The organism is Polyangium jinanense (assembly GCF_028435365.1).
This window is the reverse complement of the sequence record NZ_JAGTJJ010000050.1, coordinates 67,440-85,848: the sequence shown is the minus strand read 5'-3', so window position 1 is coordinate 85,848 and position 18,409 is coordinate 67,440. Positions and strand designations below refer to the sequence as shown.

11 protein-coding genes are annotated in these 18,409 nt (G+C 69.9%); 5 read left to right on the top strand and 6 right to left on the bottom strand.

The annotated features are described in order from the left end of the window. Nucleotides 1–588: 588 nt before the first annotated feature. Nucleotides 589–2,517, top strand: a complete 1,929-nt coding sequence (locus KEG57_RS42945) for a DOMON domain-containing protein (RefSeq protein WP_272423983.1) — start codon at nt 589–591, stop codon at nt 2,515–2,517. A 333-nt stretch (nt 2,518–2,850) separates the two neighbouring features. Here the strand turns inward: KEG57_RS42945 and KEG57_RS42940 are convergent, their stop codons facing one another. Next, on the bottom strand, nt 2,851–4,296 hold the full coding sequence (locus tag KEG57_RS42940; RefSeq protein WP_272423982.1) for an MATE family efflux transporter: 1,446 nt from the start codon (nt 4,294–4,296) through the stop codon (nt 2,851–2,853). A gap of 71 nt (nt 4,297–4,367) precedes the next feature. After that, nucleotides 4,368–7,121, bottom strand: a complete 2,754-nt coding sequence (locus tag KEG57_RS42935) for a serine/threonine-protein kinase (RefSeq protein ID WP_272423980.1) — start codon at nt 7,119–7,121, stop codon at nt 4,368–4,370. Between the two features lie 119 nt (nt 7,122–7,240). Here KEG57_RS42935 and KEG57_RS42930 point away from each other — a divergent pair, with 119 nt between their 5' ends. Both KEG57_RS42930 and KEG57_RS42925 read left to right on the top strand, forming a co-directional pair. Then, on the top strand, nt 7,241–7,771 hold the full coding sequence (locus tag KEG57_RS42930; RefSeq protein ID WP_272423978.1) for a hypothetical protein: 531 nt from the start codon (nt 7,241–7,243) through the stop codon (nt 7,769–7,771). A gap of 290 nt (nt 7,772–8,061) precedes the next feature. Next, nucleotides 8,062–10,047 (top strand): DsbA family protein, encoded by a 1,986-nt coding sequence (locus KEG57_RS42925; RefSeq protein WP_272423977.1) that lies wholly within the window; start codon nt 8,062–8,064, stop codon nt 10,045–10,047. A gap of 418 nt (nt 10,048–10,465) precedes the next feature. Here the strand turns inward: KEG57_RS42925 and KEG57_RS42920 are convergent, their stop codons facing one another. The 3 genes from KEG57_RS42920 to KEG57_RS42910 form a co-directional block, all read right to left on the bottom strand. Further along, on the bottom strand, nt 10,466–13,906 hold the full coding sequence (locus KEG57_RS42920; RefSeq protein ID WP_272423976.1) for a GspE/PulE/PilB domain-containing protein: 3,441 nt from the start codon (nt 13,904–13,906) through the stop codon (nt 10,466–10,468). A 137-nt stretch (nt 13,907–14,043) separates the two neighbouring features. After that, nucleotides 14,044–15,207: an NHL repeat-containing protein gene (locus KEG57_RS42915; RefSeq protein WP_272423975.1), complete on the bottom strand. Its 1,164-nt coding sequence runs from the start codon at nt 15,205–15,207 to the stop codon at nt 14,044–14,046. A gap of 45 nt (nt 15,208–15,252) precedes the next feature. After that, the gene (locus tag KEG57_RS42910; RefSeq protein ID WP_272423972.1) at nt 15,253–15,999 is read right to left on the bottom strand and encodes a sensor histidine kinase; all 747 of its coding nucleotides are present in this window, start codon (nt 15,997–15,999) and stop codon (nt 15,253–15,255) included. Nucleotides 16,000–16,268: 269 nt separating this feature from the next. Between KEG57_RS42910 and KEG57_RS42905 the strand changes: the two genes are divergently transcribed. Next, nucleotides 16,269–16,697 (top strand): response regulator, encoded by a 429-nt coding sequence (locus KEG57_RS42905; protein ID WP_272423970.1) that lies wholly within the window; start codon nt 16,269–16,271, stop codon nt 16,695–16,697. A 58-nt stretch (nt 16,698–16,755) separates the two neighbouring features. Here the strand turns inward: KEG57_RS42905 and KEG57_RS42900 are convergent, their stop codons facing one another. After that, complete coding sequence (locus tag KEG57_RS42900) at nt 16,756–17,178, bottom strand: response regulator (RefSeq protein ID WP_272423968.1); 423 nt, start codon at nt 17,176–17,178, stop codon at nt 16,756–16,758. 379 nt (nt 17,179–17,557) lie between these two features. Between KEG57_RS42900 and KEG57_RS42895 the strand changes: the two genes are divergently transcribed. Continuing rightward, the gene (locus KEG57_RS42895) at nt 17,558–18,346 is read left to right on the top strand and encodes a sensor histidine kinase (RefSeq protein WP_272423967.1); all 789 of its coding nucleotides are present in this window, start codon (nt 17,558–17,560) and stop codon (nt 18,344–18,346) included. Nucleotides 18,347–18,409 lie beyond the last annotated feature (63 nt).

The following is an 18,409-nucleotide window of genomic DNA, read 5'->3' as shown; positions in this document are numbered from 1 at the left end:
ACTCGTCCACTGGAACCCCTTTCGTGTTGCTTTGAGCGGCTCACGAAGGGGGTTCCGCCTTTAGACCCCCGGAAATGTCAAACTTCGGCTGCCTCCCCGGCAGAGCCGGGGGATCTCCTAAGGTATTAGCGACACTCCAGGGGTCCCGCTCGACGGCTTTTTGGCGCGTCACCACGGCATGTGCCCCGCCAAGCGTTCGAGCCCCCTCGGTCCACGCTGACGCGCGCGTCTCCAACCCTTCGACCCCCCACGCGTCACGCTCTCTCCTCCCCCTTCGAAGCTTCGAACACCCTCGCGTCACGTTTGACGCGCGCGTCTCCGAGCCTTCGAAGAACCTCGGTCCACGCTGACGCGCGCGTCTTCAGCCGTTCGATCCCTCTCGCGTCACGTTCTCCCGTCCCCCATCGAACGTTCGGTCGCCCTCGCGTAACGGTGACCAACCACCGTTCAAACGTTCCACCCCCCTGGACACACGATTGACCGCCTCCCGCTCGTCACAACCCCCGGGTATCTTCGCGGGAACAACGGCCTTCGCGGGGCCTCACACCCGGTGAACAAAGGTCCCCTACCCCCGTCCATATCCTGCTCATGACGCCCCACCGCGCTCGCCTTGGCTCCGCCCTCACCGCCCTCGCCGCCCTCGCGGGGGCCTTTTTCGCCACCTCTCCCGCCGCCGCCGAAGGGTCGGCCGTGCGCGCCGCGCTCGTCGAAGCCAAGTCCATCAAGCTCGACGGCGTACCCAAGGAGTGGCCCTCGTTGATGGCGCTCTCGTACGCCACCAAGGGCAAGCCGTCGAAGACGGACCTCGAAGCCAAAGCCGCCCTCTCCTACGACGGCACGAGCCTTTTCGTCGCGGTCGACGTCAACGACGACGTCCTGCGCGGCGGCGGCGGCGACCACGTCGCCCTCACGCTCGGCTTCCCGGGCGGCGTCGTCCACGAAGTGCTGCTCTACCCCGGCGACCCGGGCAAAGCCCCCGGCGCGGCCAAGACGAAGGAAGGCAAGGCCATCACGGGCGCGAAGGTCATCGAGGCCCCGCGCAGCGGCGGCTGGACGCTCGAAGCAACGATCCCCTGGACCGCCTTCCCCCCCGCCGCCACGACCCGCGTCGGTCTGCGCGGCGCGATCCACGTGCACGACGCCGACACGGGCAGCACGATCGAGTCCGCAGTCGGTACGGCGCCCTCGACGAAGTACGAGTCGCTGCCGCCCGTGTCGATCGAGAGCGAGCAAGCGCTCGCCGAGGGGCTGCTCAAGGAGAAGAGCGTCCGCGGCGCGCCCAAGTTCAACCTGATCGCGGACGTCGCAGGTGACGCGCTGAAGGAGCGCGTGCTCGTGTGGGATCGGTACCTCGTGGTCCTCGGTCCGACGTTCCGCAAAGGCACCGAGTATTACTGGAACGACCTCGGCGTCGATGTCTCCGCAGGCATGTTGCCCTCGTTCGAGGCGCGGGATCTGACGGGCGACGGGCAGGCGGAGATCATCCTGCGCAAGCGTCTCGGGACGCCGAAGAAGTACCGCGAGTACCTGCAGGTGTTGCAGTTCGGCAAGTCCGACGTGCCGGCGACGCTGTTCCAGCACGAGATCGCGGTCGTGACGGAGAAGGGCGCAGTCGAGAACGAGGTTCGCTTCGACAGCGACGGCGCGAAGGTCGCGATCACGATCCTGTCCGGCAAAGCGAAGGAGTTCCACGCAGGCAACTACAACGAGTCACGCGAGACCTCGATGGATCCCGCGCTGCTGCCCTGGGAGACGATCGCTTCACGGACGTACAAATGGAACGGCAAGGCCTTCACAAAGGCCGGCGAGGCGACACAAGCCGCGACGCCTCCGCCCGCAGCCGCCTCCAAGCCGTCCAGCGAGACCGTGAAGCCCGAGGCGCCCAAGGGTCCGAGCGCCGGCGAGCTTCTGGAGCAGGTGTACGCGCTCTACAAGAAAGAGCGCAGCGTAGCGGGCAAGCCGCGGTTCAACGTGTCCGCAGACGTTTCAGGCGACAAACAAGCCGAGACGGTGCTGCTCCACGATCGGGACCTCGTGATCTTCGGCAAGGGCTTCAAGGGCGGCACGGGCTACTCGTTCCTGACGCTGTCGCAGTTCACGAAGGGCACGGACATCAGCGAGGTGAGCGCGATGGATCTGACCGGCGACGGCAAAGCCGAGATCATCGTGCAAGGCACGCTGCACTCGAACGCTACGCTCGAGGGGAGCAGCGGCACGGTCGATCGCGACGTGCTGCTCGTCTACAAGGTCGAAGGCGAGGGCCTGAAGCGCGTGTTCGCCGCAGAGATCGGGCGCTCGATCGGCAAGAAGAAGGTGAGCGGCACCCACCGATTCGTGAAGGCCGGCAAGCTCGTGGAGATCGAGCTCGCCCCAGGCAAAGCAACCGAATGGACCGCCGCAACCTACCCCTTCGCGCAGGAGACGAGCGCAGTCGGCGGCATCGAGCCGCTGCTGCTCCCCTGGAGCAACCTCGGCCCGGTGCGATATCGCTGGACGGGATCCGCGTTCGGGCGCTGAGCTGAGCCGCTGCGCCGGGGCGCTGCCCCGGACCCCGCGGGGGCTGTCCGCCCCTCGACCCGGACCAGGGCAAGCCCTGGACCTCTGGTGGAAGAACTGCGCTACGCGCAGTTCTTCCAACGGGCCCGTAACAAGACCACGGGGGCGTTGCCCGGCGAGACGTCAGCGCTGCAGTCTTGGTGGGCAGGGTCGTGGCGGGTCTTGCTTGCGGCTGTTCGATGAACTGCGCGGAGCGCAGTTCATCGACCCCGAGTCCAGCGCTTGCGCTGGTCCGGGTCCAGGGGTGGACAACCCCTGGTCGGGCCCGGGGTGAAACCCCGGCGACACGTTTCCCTACAGCGCGATCTTCTTCCAGTCGCCGCTGCGGAACTTGAAGACCATCACGCTTGCGAGGAGCACGGCGTAGACCACGCCGGCGGCCCAGATGCCCATCAGGCCTAGGTCGAGCGTGATGCCGAGTAGCCATGCGAGCGGGACGAGACAGAGGAAGTGGAGCACGAGCTCCACGATCATCACGAAGCGCGAGTTGCCGGCGCCGAAGAGTGCCTGCGTGAGGATCATTCCGATTGCGATGATCGGCGTGCAGATGCCCATGAGCCGCATCGGGCCGAGTGCGACGTCTCGCACGACGTCGCTGTGCGTGACGAACGAGAGGATCTGCGGCGCGAAGACGGCCTCGCAGAGACCCACGACGCCGAAGATCAGGAGACCCAGACGCACCGACGTCCAGCCGAATGTCTCGGCTTTGTCGCCGTTGCGCTCGCCGAGGGACTGCGCGACGAGCGTTGCCGTGGACGTGCCGAACGCGAGACATGCGGTGAACGTCAGCTTGAGGACGCCGACGATCACGGTCGTCGCTGCGCCGTTCACTGGCTCGGCCTTGCCGCCTGGGCACATCGCCGAGACGACGCCCATGGGGTGCACCTCGTCGAGCTTGCCTGCGATCATCGCGAAGAGTGCGAAGCCTGTCATCACTGCGATGGTCGCCACGCTGCTCGGGATCGAGAGCTTCAGGACCGACCAGGTGAGCCCTCGGTCCAGGTTCTTCCAGCGGAACGGGGCGTAGAGCTTCCGGAACTGCGGCAGGAGCGCGTAGCCGACCATGATCGCGAGGCCGACGTACGTGGAGACGAACCCTGCGATGCCCGCGCCTGCGATGCCCATCTTCTGGATGCCGAGCGCGGCGTTGCCGAAGATCAGCAAGAAGCAGAGCACGATGTTCAGCGCGTTCATCACGACGGCCGAGACGAGATGGATGTGCGTCTTGCCGATGCCGTCGAAGAAGGCCTTGAAGGCGAACGTCGTCGCCATCGAGGTGACGCCGAGCAGACGCCAGCGCAGATACTCGTCTGCGGCCGTGCGAGCGCCCTCGACCTTGATGATTGCGCCGAGGATGTGGGGCGTGGCGAGGTAGCCGATCGCGGAGAAGATGACGCCCGCGACGAGCGCGAAGAGCGCGGCGTTGAAGAGGACCGCGCCTGCGTCTTCGTGCTTCTTCTCGGCGAAGCGGCGGCCGACGAAGGCTTGCGTGCCGACGGAGATCGCGGAGAGCGAGCCGCCGAAGAGCCAGAGGACGATCAGCGACGGGAGGAGCGCGGCCTGCGCGTTCGACGACTCCGGGCAGGGCAGCCGGGCGAAGAAGACGATGTCGATCTCGTTGACGACGCTCTGCGTGAGCATCGCCCCGACCGTTGGCAGAGCGAGCTTGAGAATGGCTCGGTGCGGCGGGCCGGAGGTGACGACGTTTTCACCCACGGCGGGCGGAGCAATCTGGGCCATCGAGTGTGCGCGGTATACAACGTGACGGCGCGCGATCGAGCAAAATGAGCGCTGCCGGGGGAGCTTGACGGCTACTTGGTCTTGTTCGCCGGCTTCGCGCCTTGCCCGTCTTTCACGATCGGTGGCTCCGCTCGGCCAGGCCGAGCTGCGCCCCCGATACCCCCATCGGCCGGCTTGGAGGCCATGCGGGTCTTCTTCTTGCGCCTCAAACGAGCTTGCTCGTCCTTGTCCTTCGATGCCGGCTCGGCGTGTGAAGGTTCGGTCGGCTCGACGTGCGCGACGTCGTCGGCGTGGACGACCTTGTTCGCCCCTGCAGAAGCCTTGTCGCCCGAGGCGGGCGTGACGCTCGGCTTGTCCGCCTGCGCGACGGCCGCGACCATCTGGCTGCTCGCGGCGGCCTCCTTCTTGGACGCGCGGTTCGACGGGCGAGGACGCGCAGGCGCGGGCCGAGACGGCTCCGGATCGGCCGAGATCGGGACCTCGGCGAGCTGGAGCGGCTCGGGCGCGGCTGCAGGCTCGGGCGCGGGCGCAGGCTCAGGCGCGGAAGCGGGATCGGCCACGGGCGCGGCGGCCGCAGCGACGGCGGGCGCGGGATCGGTCGCAGGCGCGGCAGCGGGCGCGGGCTCCGCCACGACGGCCGGCGCGGGCGCGGTGACGGACTTCCACGCGACGGGGATCATCGCGCCGATGTCCCTGGCCTTGCCGGCGAGCAGGACGGTCGCGAACGCCATCGCGGCGGCGAGCGCGGCAAACCCTGCGGTCCTGCGGCGACGGCGCGCGCGCACGGGGGCGCCGAGGGCCAGCATCGCGGCCTCGCGCATCTCGGCGGCGCTCTGGAAACGCAGGCCGGGGTGGCGCGAGAGGGCGCGCATGACGAGCTCGTCGACGGCCTCGGGCAAGCGCTTGCCAGGCGCACGATCCCGCGGCCGCTCGGGGCTGCCCTTCATCTTCGCGTCGACGATCGCGGCGGCGCTCGCGCCCGTGAAGGGTAGCGAGCCGGTGAGCATCTCGTAGAGCACGCAGCCGAGCGCGTAGAGGTCGGCGCGACCGTCGACGCGGCCGCCCGCGGCCTGCTCGGGCGCCATGTACTCGGGCGTGCCGAAGAGCGTGAAGCCGGCCGCGACCGCGTTGTCACCGCTCGGCGCGCCGAGGACGGCCTCGCCGATGTCCTCGGGCGTGTGCGCGAGGCCGAAGTCGAGGACCTTCACGGTGCCGCTCTGGGTCAAGAAGACGTTCGCGGGTTTGACGTCGCGGTGGACGATGCCCGCGGTGTGCGCGACCTCGAGGGCGCCGAGCGCGCGGATCACGATGCGGAGCGCGCGTTGCCAATCGACCTCGCGCTCGCGGGAGATCAGGGCTTCGAGCGTCTCGCCTTCGAGAAGCTCCATGACGCAGAAGAGGCGGCCGTCGGCGGCGCGGCCGAAGTCGTAGAGGTCGACGAGCCCTTCGTGCGAGAGGCGCGACATGGCGCGGGCCTCGTGGCGGAAGCGCGCGGCGAACTCGGGCGAGGCGCCGTGCTCGGGGGCGAGGATCTTCACGGCGACGCGGCGGCCGAGATCCACGTGCTCGGCCTCGTGCACGACGCTCGTGGCGCCGCCGCCGATCTCGCGCACGAGCCGGAGACGCGTGCCGGGCAAGAGGCCCTCTTCCTCGGCAGGAAGAGCTTGCGGCGCTGCGGGGCGGACCTTCTCCTCGATCGTTGCCTCGAAGGTGGCGCGCGCGGCGGTGACGAGGCGCGCGAACTCGCGGCGGCTCTTCGCAGGCTCGCTCGGAAAGAGCGACTGCATGAGGTACTGCGTCCGCGCGCGCACGCCACGCTCGCCGCCGGGCAAGGGAGGCGCCGCGCCGAGGAGTTTGGCGAGGTCGCGCGCGGCGACGCGGGCGAGGCCGTAGCGCACCTCGCGATCGAAGGCCGTGAGCTTGGCGAGGATCGTGTCGAGCTCGGGCGGCGCACCGATCTGCGCGGCGATGGGCGGGAGGTTCTGCGCGTTCCGCGCGACGGCGGCCATGTGCACGGCCGCGTCGCCCTGCAAGAAGCGCCGGCCCGCGCAGAGCTCCCAGAGCATCACGCCGAGCGCGTAGACGTCGACGCGCGCGTCACCGGTGTCGCCGTTCGCGACCTCGGGCGCGACGTAGCCGGGTTTGGCGAAGACAACGCCGCTCACCGTGCGGCAGCGGCGGTTCATGCCGCGCGCGGTGCCGAAGTCGATGATCTTCACGTCGCCCGCGTAGCTGACCATCACGTTCTGCGGGGAGAGATCGCGGTGCACGATCGCGAGCGCGCGGCCCGCGGGATCCTTGCGCTCGTGCACGTGCGCGAGGGCCTCGGCGATCATCGTGGCGACCGCGACGGCCTCGGCCCAGCCGACGCGATATCCGAGCGCATGCGCGCGGCCGCGCACGTCGCCGAGGCTCTTGCCCTCGACGTGCTCGACGACCGCGTAGGGCTCGCCGGTCTCGTCGTCGAGCGAGGCCTCGAGGACCTGCGCGACGCCGGAGTGCTGGAGCTGCGCCTGCACGCGGGCCTCGTCGAGGAAGCGCGCGATGAAGCTCGGATCACTCGCGTGATCGCGGCGAATGACCTTCACGACGACGGGCCGCTCGGCGCCCTCGATGCCCATGGTCGACGCGAGGTAGACCTCGCCCATGCCCCCGCGCGCGATGCGGCGGAGCAAGAGGTACCGGCCAAGGACCCGCGGGAGCTCCTCGCCGGGCCCCGCGCCGGCGCGCTCGTCGTCGTGCGGAGCGGCGAGGTCCGAAGCTCGCGTCGCCTGCGCCGCGCCTTCCATGCCGGCGCGATCCATGTCGAGGGGGGCAGTCGCCATGCCCACACGCTAGGAATGTAAGACAAGGTGGGCCAATAATTCGGCATCTGGAAGGCGCGACGAGCGTGGAGGGCCACAGACAATTGCCGCAAGCCCTCCGGTCGGCTATGGATAGGTCGGTGTTGCGGTTCGCGGTTCTTCGTGCGCTGGCCATCGCGGCGGTATTCGCCGTGGTTTGGCTCGTGCCGCTCCGCGCATACGCAGCGATCGTACCTGCTTGCGAAGACGATGCGTCGTCGTCGCTCGGGCCTGCGCCGCGTGCAGCGCAGCCGGAGAGCGAGGACGCCGTGGACTGCACCGCGCCCCCCACGTCCATAGGGCCGAGCGACGAGGTGGATCCTCAGATCGCGGCGATGTGTGACGAGCGCGGCGCCACGGCGGTCGCGCCAGGGCGGATCCACCCGATGACCGACGCGCGCATCGACGCGGGAGTCTCGTGTGACGGGACGGACTTCGGTCCAGCCCTCGGTCCCTCCCACGGCGAACAGAACCCCATCGCGTCGTTCGTCGCGACCGTACCGGACGCCATGCTTTCGGCGTCCTTCGATCTCCGACCGGCGTTCGCCGTCGAGCTCCCGGCGTACCCGCCGGTGGAGGGCGCCCCGCTGAGGGGTGTTCGCCGAGAGATCGACAGGCCTCCTCGCGCCTGACGCTTGTCGTGGTCGCTCGCGCGCGGGATCGCACGCGAGCGACAGACGAATGCAAGCGATCCAGCGCGAAGAGGAAAAACTCGCGAATCGGTTTTGCGCCCTTTCTGGTTGAAGGCGGGGGGGCGCCGCCGATCCGCACGTGTCACGGCAGCGTCGATCGAAAGACGACGCTCGAGATCGTGGATTTTCGCCCCGAAGAACGTTCATCGGGGCGATCGGGGTGTCGGCTCTCGCAGCGCGATGAGGAGCGCCGCGCGGGCAGCACCGTCTCGTAAAGGAAGAGAAGAAACATGAACAAAGGAACCGCCATCGTCGGCTTCCTTCTCTGCTTCATGGCAGGGATGGCGCTGATGTGGGGCATCGATCGCGGCGCCGGGGGCCACACGGCCAGCGCCGAGGCGACGCAGGAGTACGTCGCCGGCGGGACGTGGGATCACAGCGACGCGTCGGTCCCCGTCTCGTCGAAGGATCCCACCTGGGGCAGCCCGAACGCGCCCGTCACGCTGGTGCTCTTCAGCGACTTCGAGTGCCCCTTCTGCAGCAAGGTCGAGGCGACGCTGACGCAGCTCCGCGAGCAGTACGGCCCGCAGAAGCTCCGCATCATCTGGAAGTCGAACCCCCTGCCCTTCCACAAGAACGCGCGTCCCGCGTCCGTCGCGGCCGAGACCGTGTTCCGCATCAAGGGCCCCGAGGCCTTCTGGAAGTTCCACGAGGTCGCGTTCCAGAACCAGCGCGCGCTCACGCCCGAGAACTTCGAGCAGTGGGCCGTGCAGGCGGGCGTGGACAAGGCCAAGTTCAAGGCCGCCTACGACAAGCAGGAGTTCGCCGCGAAGGTGGACGCCGACCTCGCCGCCGGTAAGGCCGCGGGCGTCTCCGGTACGCCGGCGTCGTTCATCAACGGCATCCTGCTCAGCGGCGCGCAGCCGATCGACAAGTTCAAGCAGGTGATCGACGAGCAGCTCAAGGCCGCCGACGCCGCGATCAAGGCGGGCACGAAGCCGGAGAAGGTCTACGCCAAGCTCTCGCAGGAGAACAAGGCGAAGGCGCCCCCGCCGGCGAACCGCGAGCAGGCGCAGCAAGAGGACAAGACCGTCTGGAAGGTGCCCGTCGGCACGTCGCCCGCGAAGGGCCCCGAGACGGCGCTCGTGACGATCGTCGAGTGGTCCGATTTCCAGTGCCCCTTCTGCAGCCGCGTGGTCCCGACGCTCGACGAGGTCGTGAAGACCTACGGCGACAAGGTCCGCATCGTCTGGAAGGACAACCCGCTGCCGATGCACCCGCGCGCCGAGCCGGCCGCGGAACTCGCGCGTGAAGCCCGCGCCCAGAAGGGCGAGGCGGGCTTCTGGGCCGCCTACGATCTGCTCTGGAAGAACCAGCAGAAGCTCACCGACGACGATCTGCTCGGCTACGCCAAGGAGCTCGGCCTGAACGTCGACAAGGTGAAGACCGCGATCCTCGACAAGAAGTACGGTGCCGAGATCACGGCCGATCAGGACCTCGCCGACGAGCTCCAGGCGAGCGGCACGCCGCACTTCTTCATCAACGGTCGCCGCCTCGTCGGCGCCCAGCCGATCGAGAAGTTCAAGACCGTCATCGACGAGGAGATCAAGAAGGCGCAGGACCTGCTCGCGAAGGGCGTGGCCGCGAAGGATCTCTACAACGAGATCATCAAGGACGGGAAGACGCCGCCCCCGCCCGAGAAGAAGACGGTCGACGTGGCCCCCGCCGAGTCCGCCTGGAAGGGCAGCGACAAGGCGAAGGTCGTGATGCAGATCTTCAGCGACTTCGAGTGCCCCTTCTGCAAGCGCGCAGAGGACACGGTCGCCCAGGTCGAGAAGGCCTACGGCGACAAGGTGAAGATCGTTTGGCGCCACAAGCCGCTGCCGTTCCACAAGAACGCGATGCCCGCAGCTCTCGCGGCCGAGGAGGCCAAGAAGCAGAAGGGCAACGAGGGCTTCTGGAAGATGCACACCGCGCTCTTCAAGGGCGCCGGTACGCCCGACGCGTTCGCCCGTACGACGCTCGAGAAGTACGCGGAGGAGCAGGGTCTCGACCTCGGGAAGTTCAAGGCCGCCCTCGACAGCGAGGCGCACAAGAAGTTCATCGAGAGCGAGAGCGGCGTGGCAGACAAGGCGGGCATCAGCGGTACGCCCGGCTTCCACATCGCAGCCGCGGGCAAGACGGAGGGCTACTTCATCAGCGGTGCCCAGCCGTTCCCGAAGTTCAAGAAGATGATCGATCTCGTCATCAAGGAGTCCGGCGCCGCGAAGAAGTGAGCGGTGACCGTTCCTGACAATCGATGAAAACACCACGAGGGGGCCTCAAGCCCCCTCGTGGCTTTTTGTCGCAAGCCGCCGCGCCGGGGCGCCGCCCCGGACCCCGCGGGGGCTGTTCGCCCCTCGACCCGAACCAGGGCAAGCCCTGGACCTCAGGGGGAAGAACTGCGCGATGCGCAGTTCTTCCCAAAGGGCAGTGGCAAGACCACGAGGGGGCGTTTCACGCTGGCGACGGGCACGTTGCCCGCTGGCAGGATCGTCGTTGGTCTTGACCTGGCCTGTTCGATGAACTGCGCGTTGCGCAGTTCATCGACCCCGGGTCCAGCGCTTGCGCTGGTCCGGGTCCAGGGGTGGACAACCCCTGGTGGGGCCTGGGGCAACGCCCCAGCGAAACGCCCCCCGATGAGACCAGCGCGGTTCAACTGCGCTTCTTGTGGCGGCCTTCTTGCTCCCACCAGAGGACGTAGCGGACCTGCGCGGCCTCGCGTTCGTCCTCGGGTAGATCGTCGTAGTAGCCGAGATCTCGGCCGACGATCGGTGCGAGCTCCTCTGCGGCGGCGCGACGGAGCGTGGGCGATTCCGAGAGAAGCGCGTCGATGAGCCACTCGACGCGACCTCGCGCGCCGTTCGTCGTCCAGAAGGCGTTCCACTTGCGTACGTCGCGGCCGAAGTCGTGCCGCGTGACGTGCACGAGCGCGCGATGTGCCGCTTCCGCGAGCTCCACGGTCGTCTCGCCGAGCGTTGCGATGAGCACCGGAACCGACTTGGGGACGGCGAGCTCGCCGAGGGTCTCGATTGCGAGCAGGCGCCGGCCGGCACGCTCAGTCGAGGTCCGCGCGAGACGTTCGAGCGTCGGGAGGATCGGCGCTTCAGTCACGGGACTCGCGGCGATGAGCATCGCAGCGGCGCGACGCGCGACACGACGAACCGGAGCGGCGTCGTCGAAGAGGCGCACGAAGATGGCATGCGCGCTCTCCGGATACATGAGCTCGCCGAGCAGGTGCGTCGCCCAGAACCGGACGTCGGGATCACCCGCGGTGCTGCGCACGGCGAGGAACGGCACGGCAGGACGGCCGATCGCGACGATGAGGCCGAGCAGAGGGCCGCTGCGCGAGGCGAGCGGGAGCTCGGCGCCACGCGAGAGGACACGCGGGTCGATGCGAAGCGGGCCGGGGAAGCGGGCCATGATGGCCTGCATCGCGGCCTCGCCGAGGCGAACGAGCTCTTTGTGGGCCTCGCCGTCCTCCGCGCCGGATTCGAGGAAGCGCTGCACGAGGGTGATGGGATCGGAGCCCGCGGCGCGCGCGCGGTTCGGGAGCGTGCTGCCCACGGGCACGGCGCTGGGTTCGTCCTTGGCCGCGCGGGGGGCCCAGGTCTCGACTGGCGGGCCGGGGAGCGTTTCCGGAGGCAAGGGCGAGTTCATCTCCCCCGGGGGCGGCACACGCACGGGCGGTGCGGGCGCGGGTGGGGTCGCGGGGACCTCGGGCGGGGGCGCGAAGGCGTCGGGCGGGGGCGCGGGTGCCGTGGGCACGACGGGGCGCACGGGAGGCACGGGAGGCGTCGGCGGCGCGGCGATGGCGTTGGGCGGCGGCTCGGGAGGCAAGGGCTGGGCGCCGAGGCCCAGGGAGGCCTTGCTGCGACCGCCGAAGCTCGGCGCGATGGCCCGGCGCGCGGCACGCGGGGGCTGGGCTGGAGCGGGGCCGGCCTCCGGCGGCCGGGAGACGGCCGTGATGGGGGGAGGCGGGGGCGTGGTGGGTCCGAGGCGCATGCGGCCCGTCGCGACGACGCCGAGGGGCGTGCGGCGGCGACGGGACATGGGGCCGCCGCGGCGGCCGCTGAGCTCCCAGGCGTTGTCGGAGTCGGGGGAGCGCAGGGCGCGGGGCTCGGCACGCGGGACGACGGAGTCCGGCGCGGGCGTGGGGCTCTGGAGCGTCTCCGTGAACGCAGGGGCCGGGGGAGCCGCGGCCGGGGGCGCGGGGGCCGGAGGGGCCACGCGCGGCGGCTCGGGGGCCGGCCGGGGCGCGGCGCTCGGCTGGCTCGAGGTGATGCCCGCGAAGGAGATCTCGTCCGCAGGGGACGCGGCCGGCTTGGGGCTCGCCTCGAGCATGGCCGGCGCCATCGCGGAGGCGGACGGCAAGGTGACGGCGATCGACGAGATGGCCGCCGGCGGCGATTTCGGTTCGGCTGCAGGCGGCGCAGGCTCGGCGCCGTCCGCGGGGCGCGCAGGCAGCTCGAAGGCACGGGCGAGCGCGACGAGGCCGACCTGGCGCGCTGCGCCCGGGGCCTGCGGCGGAGGCGCGGGCTTGGGAGGGCGTTTCGCCGGGGCACCATCGCCCGCCGCGCCGCCGCGCTTTTTGCGCAGGATGGCGCGTTCGATCGCCTCGGCCGTGAGGCCCGCGATGGCGATGACGTCGCCGAGCGCGGAGAGCTCCACGTCGACGGAGCCGTCGTCGCCGTAGAGCAGCGCGACGGTCCGGTTTCGTACGACGATCGGCAGGACGAGCACGGCAGCGGCGCGCGTCCCTGCCTCGGTGCGGCCCGATCGGCCGAGCTCGGAGGCGATCTGGACGTCGAGGTCACCCACGGCGGGCGGCATGATCACGGGCGCCCTGCGTTCGCGGGCGAGAGCGAGCACGCTCGGGCGGTCGAGGGGCACGGAGAGCGACATGAGCCGCGCCGCGCCTGCGCCGGGGCCCGAGGCGTCGCGTCCATCCGCGACGTCGCCGTGCACGACGAAGAGCGCCGTGTACTCGAAGAACTGGTGGGCAAACGCGAAGAAGATGTCGAGGACCGCGTCGGTCGTGGTCGCCTCGCCGAGCTCGTCTTCCGCCATCGCCGTGGTGAACGGGCCCTTGCGGCGAGGACGCGCGGTGCGGCGATCCGGAGCCTCGGCGACGCGTGTCTTGCGATCACCCGTGACCGCGCGGCGGAGCACGCTGGTGCTCGTGCGGGTGCGATTCGACTCGCGTCGCACGGAACGCTCGGGCCTTCGCGAGACGGGCGCTTCTTCCTCGTCGGCCGTGTCCGCGATCGACGCGGACCCCGGCGGCGCGGCGACGGTCTCGGGCAACTCGTCGCTGGTGAGCGGACGCCGCGGAGGTGCAGGGATCGCGGCGGGCGCGGAGATGGGCTTCGGCTCGACGACCGCGACCGTCGGCGCGGGCTTGGGGTGGTCCGAACGAGCCGCGCGCGCCGCGATGGGCGTGGCCGAGAGCTTCGTGCGAGTCGGAGCGATCGGCGGCGCCGCGCCCGCGACGAGCGTGTCCGGCGTCTGCGTCGGCGGCATCTGCGTGGGCGGCAGCGGCGTCGCGACGGGAAGCTCCGGAAGGCGCGGGGGCGGCGGACGCGAGGACCCGATGCTCCGCGGCGGTGGCATGACCGTCGGGCTCGGATCGGGGCGGCTCTCGAGCTTGGCGACGAGCCGGAGAAAGCGACGCTCGAGCGGGATCTGGTAGGCCTCGGCGATCGCCTGACGGATGCGCACGAGCGGCGCGACACTCTGCCGGATCTCGACGGCGAGCGCGAACGCGAGGTCACCTTCGACGGCCGGCGAGAGGGGCTCGGCGGTGGCGATCGTGAGGATGCGCCGCGTGAGCGCGAGCGGGAAGATGCCGTGCCTGATCGCGAGATCCCCGGGCACGAGGCGCAGCACCGGCGCGGGCGGCAGCGGGAGTTTGCCCGAGGGCGCCTCTTCGAGGCCGAGCACCTCGGCGAGCAGAGGCACGAGCATCTCCTCGCGGGCGCCGCCGACCTCGAGCAGGTTCGTCACGAGGTCACCGCCGTGCACGACTTGCCGCGCGATCGCCTCTTCGAGGGAACGCATCGACACGCCACGCTCGGCGAGCGCAGAGCTCAACATCGATGAAGGGGCTCGGTCAGCCAAGGCGTTTCCATCGATGGTAAACGAAGTTCGCCCGGGAGGCACAGGGGCGAAAGGGGATTCGCGCGCGAGAGCACGGCTCGTCCGAACGAAGCCCCTCCACGCTTCCCGACGCGCTACGGCAACGGCAAGAGCGACACGGGCGGAAGTCGTTCGGGCGCGAGGGTGCCGACCTCACGTCCCGTCACGCGCTCGAAGATGTGGATCGCAGGCGCGCCGTGGGCTTTGTCGCCGAGCAGGACGTGGCGGCCGACCACCGCGAGGCCCCCGTAGTCGTAGTTACCGCCCTGGCCACCTTCCCGCGTATCGGCCAGAACGATCGGCGCGGTTTTTCCGGACGGATCGAACCGAACGAGCCGCGTGGCGTTTTCGAGCCCTGTGCCCGCGACGATCGCATACGCCTCGTCCGGCGCCGCAAGCTCGACCTCCACGAGGGAGCCCTCGAACGCGCTCTCCTCGGCGATGCCTGTCACCACGAGGGTGTCGAGATCCACGATCGCGGCCGCGTGGCCCTCGTCGATCGCGTAGAAGTCGCCCGGCATCGCCAGCACGACGGTCTTGCCCGCAGGATCCCACGGCACCGGCCTCATGCGGCCGAACGGGTTTTTCCCCCCGAGGTCCACGGAGCCGACGACACTGCGCGAGGCGAGGTCGATCGCCACGAGCGCGCCGTTCTCCGCGGACTTCCACGTGCGACGATCGAGGCGCTGCACGGACGCGAAGACGCGATCCCCGACGACACGCACCGCCTCGACCTCGGGCAGGCCGTCGACGTCGGCGAACATCGAGAGATCGACCGTGCCGCCGAAGCTCCCGTCGGGCTCGATCACCGCGACGCCGGGCTGCTCGTACCGCGCGACCCAGAGCCTGCCTTCCGCGTCGAGATCCGCGTCGTGTGGGTTGTGCGGCCCGCCCGCCTTGCCGCCCGTCGCGAGCTCGAACGTCGTCTCGGATTCGCCGAACGCGACCCACGTGCGCGTGAGCGCGAGCGAATCCGGATCGACGGCGCGCACGAGCCCCTGATCACGCACGCACACGAACGGCCCGCCGAAGCCGGTGGAGAGCAGCGGATCGACGCCGAGCGCGATGTCCGGGATCTCGGTCAAACAGCCGGTCTCGTCGATGCGCCCGAGGCCGCTCGCCTGCAGGTTCGTGGCGAGCATCAAGAGCGCTCCGTCGAGCGCGACGCCGCTGCACGTGCGCGCGGCGCCGGCCGGCTCGGAGCAGCCCCCGAGGAGCGTGAGCGCAACACCCAGGAAGACGATGTTCACGCGTGCCATGGGAGGCGAGCGGAGCATGCCCGCCCGGTCGTCGCAAGACACCGGCTATCCGGACGCGGCGCGCGCCTTCTCGGGCTCGACCGGGATCTCGGAGGCCTTGCGCAAGGAGATCACGCCCCGGAGCGTGAGCCCCGTGTCGCTCGGATCCACGACGAGCGAGCCGCCGTGCGCTTCGAAGATCGCCCGCGCGATCGGCAGGCCGATCCCGAGCCTGAGCTTGCGCCGGCCATGCGTCTCGCGCGGCACGATCTCCCGCTCGACGAAGGGCTCGAACAGGCGCGCGAGCACGTCCTTGGGCACGGCCTCGCCCTCGTCCCGCACCCGCACGATCGGCGCGCCGTCTCGGGTCTCGGCCGTGACGTGCACCGTGCCCGAAGGCGCGCGCAAGGTGGCGAGATCGACGATCGAGGTGAGCGCCGTGGCGAGCAGATCCACATCGCCGACGAGCTCGGCCGCCGCGTCGGCGTCGGTCTGTTCGAGGACGAGCCGGATGCCACGCGTCTTCACCGTGGGCTCGATGCGCGTCATCACCTCGTCGACGAGATCGCCGAAGCGGAGGGACGCGAGCACGAGCGGCTTGTGGGTGTCGAGCAGCCAGACGGCGTCGTCGAGCTCCGCGAGCATGCGCGTGAGCCGCTCGCCCGCGCCGCTCACCCGTTCGAGCATCTCGCGCGTCGGAGGCGAGAGATCCCGGCCGAACCGGAGCAAGTAGTGGACGCCGGCGAGCATCGTCGAGAGCTCGCCACGCAGGTCGTGGGCCACTCGGTCGAAGAAAACCTCGTCGACACTCATGAGGCACACTCTAGAGCCCGAAAAGGGGCGCGGTAAGCGTTGAACGAGCACACGACGCACACTGCGTAGCACGCAGGAAACGCCGAGGATCGTGGAGTTCGTGAAGAGAGCCGCCGGACGGATCCGGCGTCTCGCGAGGACGAAGTTCGCAGAGACCGCGCCGCCGCATTGCGCATCGCGCGCGCTGGTCCAAGACATGGGGGAGCGAAACGTCTCGTCGCGCGTGTTCTCGCGCGGACGGCGATCTGCACGCAGTCGGAGGGGGCGGGATGGCGGAGACGATGGGCGGAGCCGGCGAGATGGAGCAGACGAGCGTGTTCCGCCCGCGCGTGCTCATCGTCGACGACGATCCCGACTTCCTCGCGATCGCCGAGGCCTCGCTCGAAGCCCACGGCTTCCAGGTCGAGCGCGCCAAAGGCGGCCTGCGCGGCGTCTTCCTCGCCACGCAGGACGTGCCGGATGCCGTCCTGTGTGATCTGCGCATGCCCGGCATCGACGGGTTCGTCGTTGCCGAAGCGCTGCGCTCCGATCCCGCGACGCAACGGATGGCGCTCTTCGCGTGCACGGGTCGGCGCGATCTCTCCGCGCGCGCCAAGCTCGCGAACAGCGCGTTCGACGCGGTCCTGGTCAAGCCCGTCGACTGGGACGAAGCTGCCCGCCTCTTGCGTGACGCCATCCGCGCGCACGCCCACCCGTGAGCCCACGGATGCTCTCATGTTCCCCCCCCTCTGTAATGAACGTCGTCGGTGCGCGTCGCTAGCGAGCGCGCGCGCCGAGGACCCGCTTGATCTCGGTCACCAGCGCGTCGGGCAGGCACGGCTTCGTCAAGAACGAGTCGCAACCTGCTTCCTTGGCGTCCTTCGAGTGACCCGCGAGCGCGTGTCCCGTCAGCGCCACGATCGGGATGCGCTTGGTCCGCTCGTCGCTCTTCAGGAACCGCGTCGCTTCGAGCCCGTCGAGCTCGGGCAGCGATAGATCCATGAGGATCAGATCGGGCAAGAGGGAGAACGCCTGTGTCAGCGCCTCTCGCCCGGTTGCAGCCTGCGCCACGCGGAACCCGGAGAACGAAAGAAACTCCGTGAACATCTCGCGGTTGTCGTCGAAGTCGTCGACCACGAGGACGAGCGGCGAGAGGCCGCCGTGTTGTTGCCCGAGCCCAGTTTCGTCTGTCGTCTTCACGACGTAAAACCCCCGGTCATCAATGGAGCGCGCGTCGCCGCCTACCCCTCACCCGAGGCGCAGCGTGCGTCGCGGGCAAGGGTCGATGATAGCCGCAGGCAGGGAACCTCAGGCACGGATTTGTGCCCTTCTTGGGCCGTGGAGACGCGCCTGAGCGGCCTATCGGGAGAAACCCGACGCGGGCGCTTCCGGACATCGCAGCACGGATGGCGGAGTGAGGCGATCTCCGACTGCATCCGCCGCGCGATGTCGCGTTACCCTGCCAATCAAAGAGGCGATCGTGGCCGAAGCGAGGAAACGCAAACAAGCAAGCAAGCCGGCAAATGGGCCGTCGCGAAGCACGACGCGCCCCGCGACGAAGCGCGCTCGCATGCCAGCCGTGCAAACGAAAGACGCGCGTTACGTGGCCGAGCTCGAGCGGCGATGTCGAGAGCTCGAGCGGCGCGCCAAAGGCGCCGAAGCGCAGCGCGCGGAGCTGCTCACCATCGTCTCGCACGACCTGCGCAACCCGCTCGGCGTGGTGATGGTGACGACGACGCTGCTCGCGCGCGAACTCGGCGGGGATCCAGCGCACGATCGTCAGCTCCAGACGATCAAGCGTGCCGCGCTGGAGATGAACCAGATCGTCGAAGACCTCGTCGACGCAGCAAACATCGACGCGGGGAAGTTGCCGATCGGACAGGAGGTGCACGACGCGGCGTCGATCGTGGAGGCCGCCGCGCTGGCCGCGGCCCTCGCCACGGCGCAGCGCCCGATCGCGGTCGCGAAAGAGGTCTCGCCGCACCTGCCGGCGCTCTACGTCGATCGTGCCCGCGTGCTGCAGGTCCTCTCGCGGCTCGTGAGCAACGCCGCGCGCTTCATGCAGAAGGGCGGCTCGATCACGATCCGCGCCGAGCCCGCACCGTCGGGCGCGCGCTTCTCCGTGACCGACACGGGTCCGGGCATCGCCGAGCTCGATCGGCCGATGCTGTTCTCGCGCAGGCCGCCGGAGGGGCGTCGCGCGTGTCAGGGCATGGGCCTCGGCGTCTACGTCGCCAAGGGCATCGTCGAGGCGCACGGCGGGCACATCGGCGCGCAGAGCGAGGTGGGGCGTGGGAGCACGATCCACTTCACGCTGCCCGCGGCCGACGGCGCAGCGCTCTCGAATCATCACGATCGAAGGGATTGAGCGAACCGCGAGGGGCGCGCGCACGGCGCGCCTTCGCGAGGGACGCGAGACATCGAGCGGGCG

Excerpts from the sequence above, each read along its gene's own strand:
- KEG57_RS42945 (WP_272423983.1), top strand. The coding sequence starts at position 589 with ATGACGCCCCACCGCGCTCGCCTTGGCTCCGCCCTCACCGCCCTCGCC.
- KEG57_RS42940 (WP_272423982.1), bottom strand. The coding sequence starts at position 4,296 with ATGGCCCAGATTGCTCCGCCCGCCGTGGGTGAAAACGTCGTCACCTCC.
- KEG57_RS42935 (WP_272423980.1), bottom strand. The coding sequence starts at position 7,121 with ATGGCGACTGCCCCCCTCGACATGGATCGCGCCGGCATGGAAGGCGCG.
- KEG57_RS42925 (WP_272423977.1), top strand. The coding sequence starts at position 8,062 with ATGAACAAAGGAACCGCCATCGTCGGCTTCCTTCTCTGCTTCATGGCA.
- KEG57_RS42920 (WP_272423976.1), bottom strand. The coding sequence starts at position 13,906 with ATGTTGAGCTCTGCGCTCGCCGAGCGTGGCGTGTCGATGCGTTCCCTC.
- KEG57_RS42915 (WP_272423975.1), bottom strand. The coding sequence starts at position 15,207 with ATGGCACGCGTGAACATCGTCTTCCTGGGTGTTGCGCTCACGCTCCTC.
- KEG57_RS42910 (WP_272423972.1), bottom strand. The coding sequence starts at position 15,999 with ATGAGTGTCGACGAGGTTTTCTTCGACCGAGTGGCCCACGACCTGCGT.
- KEG57_RS42905 (WP_272423970.1), top strand. The coding sequence starts at position 16,269 with ATGGCGGAGACGATGGGCGGAGCCGGCGAGATGGAGCAGACGAGCGTG.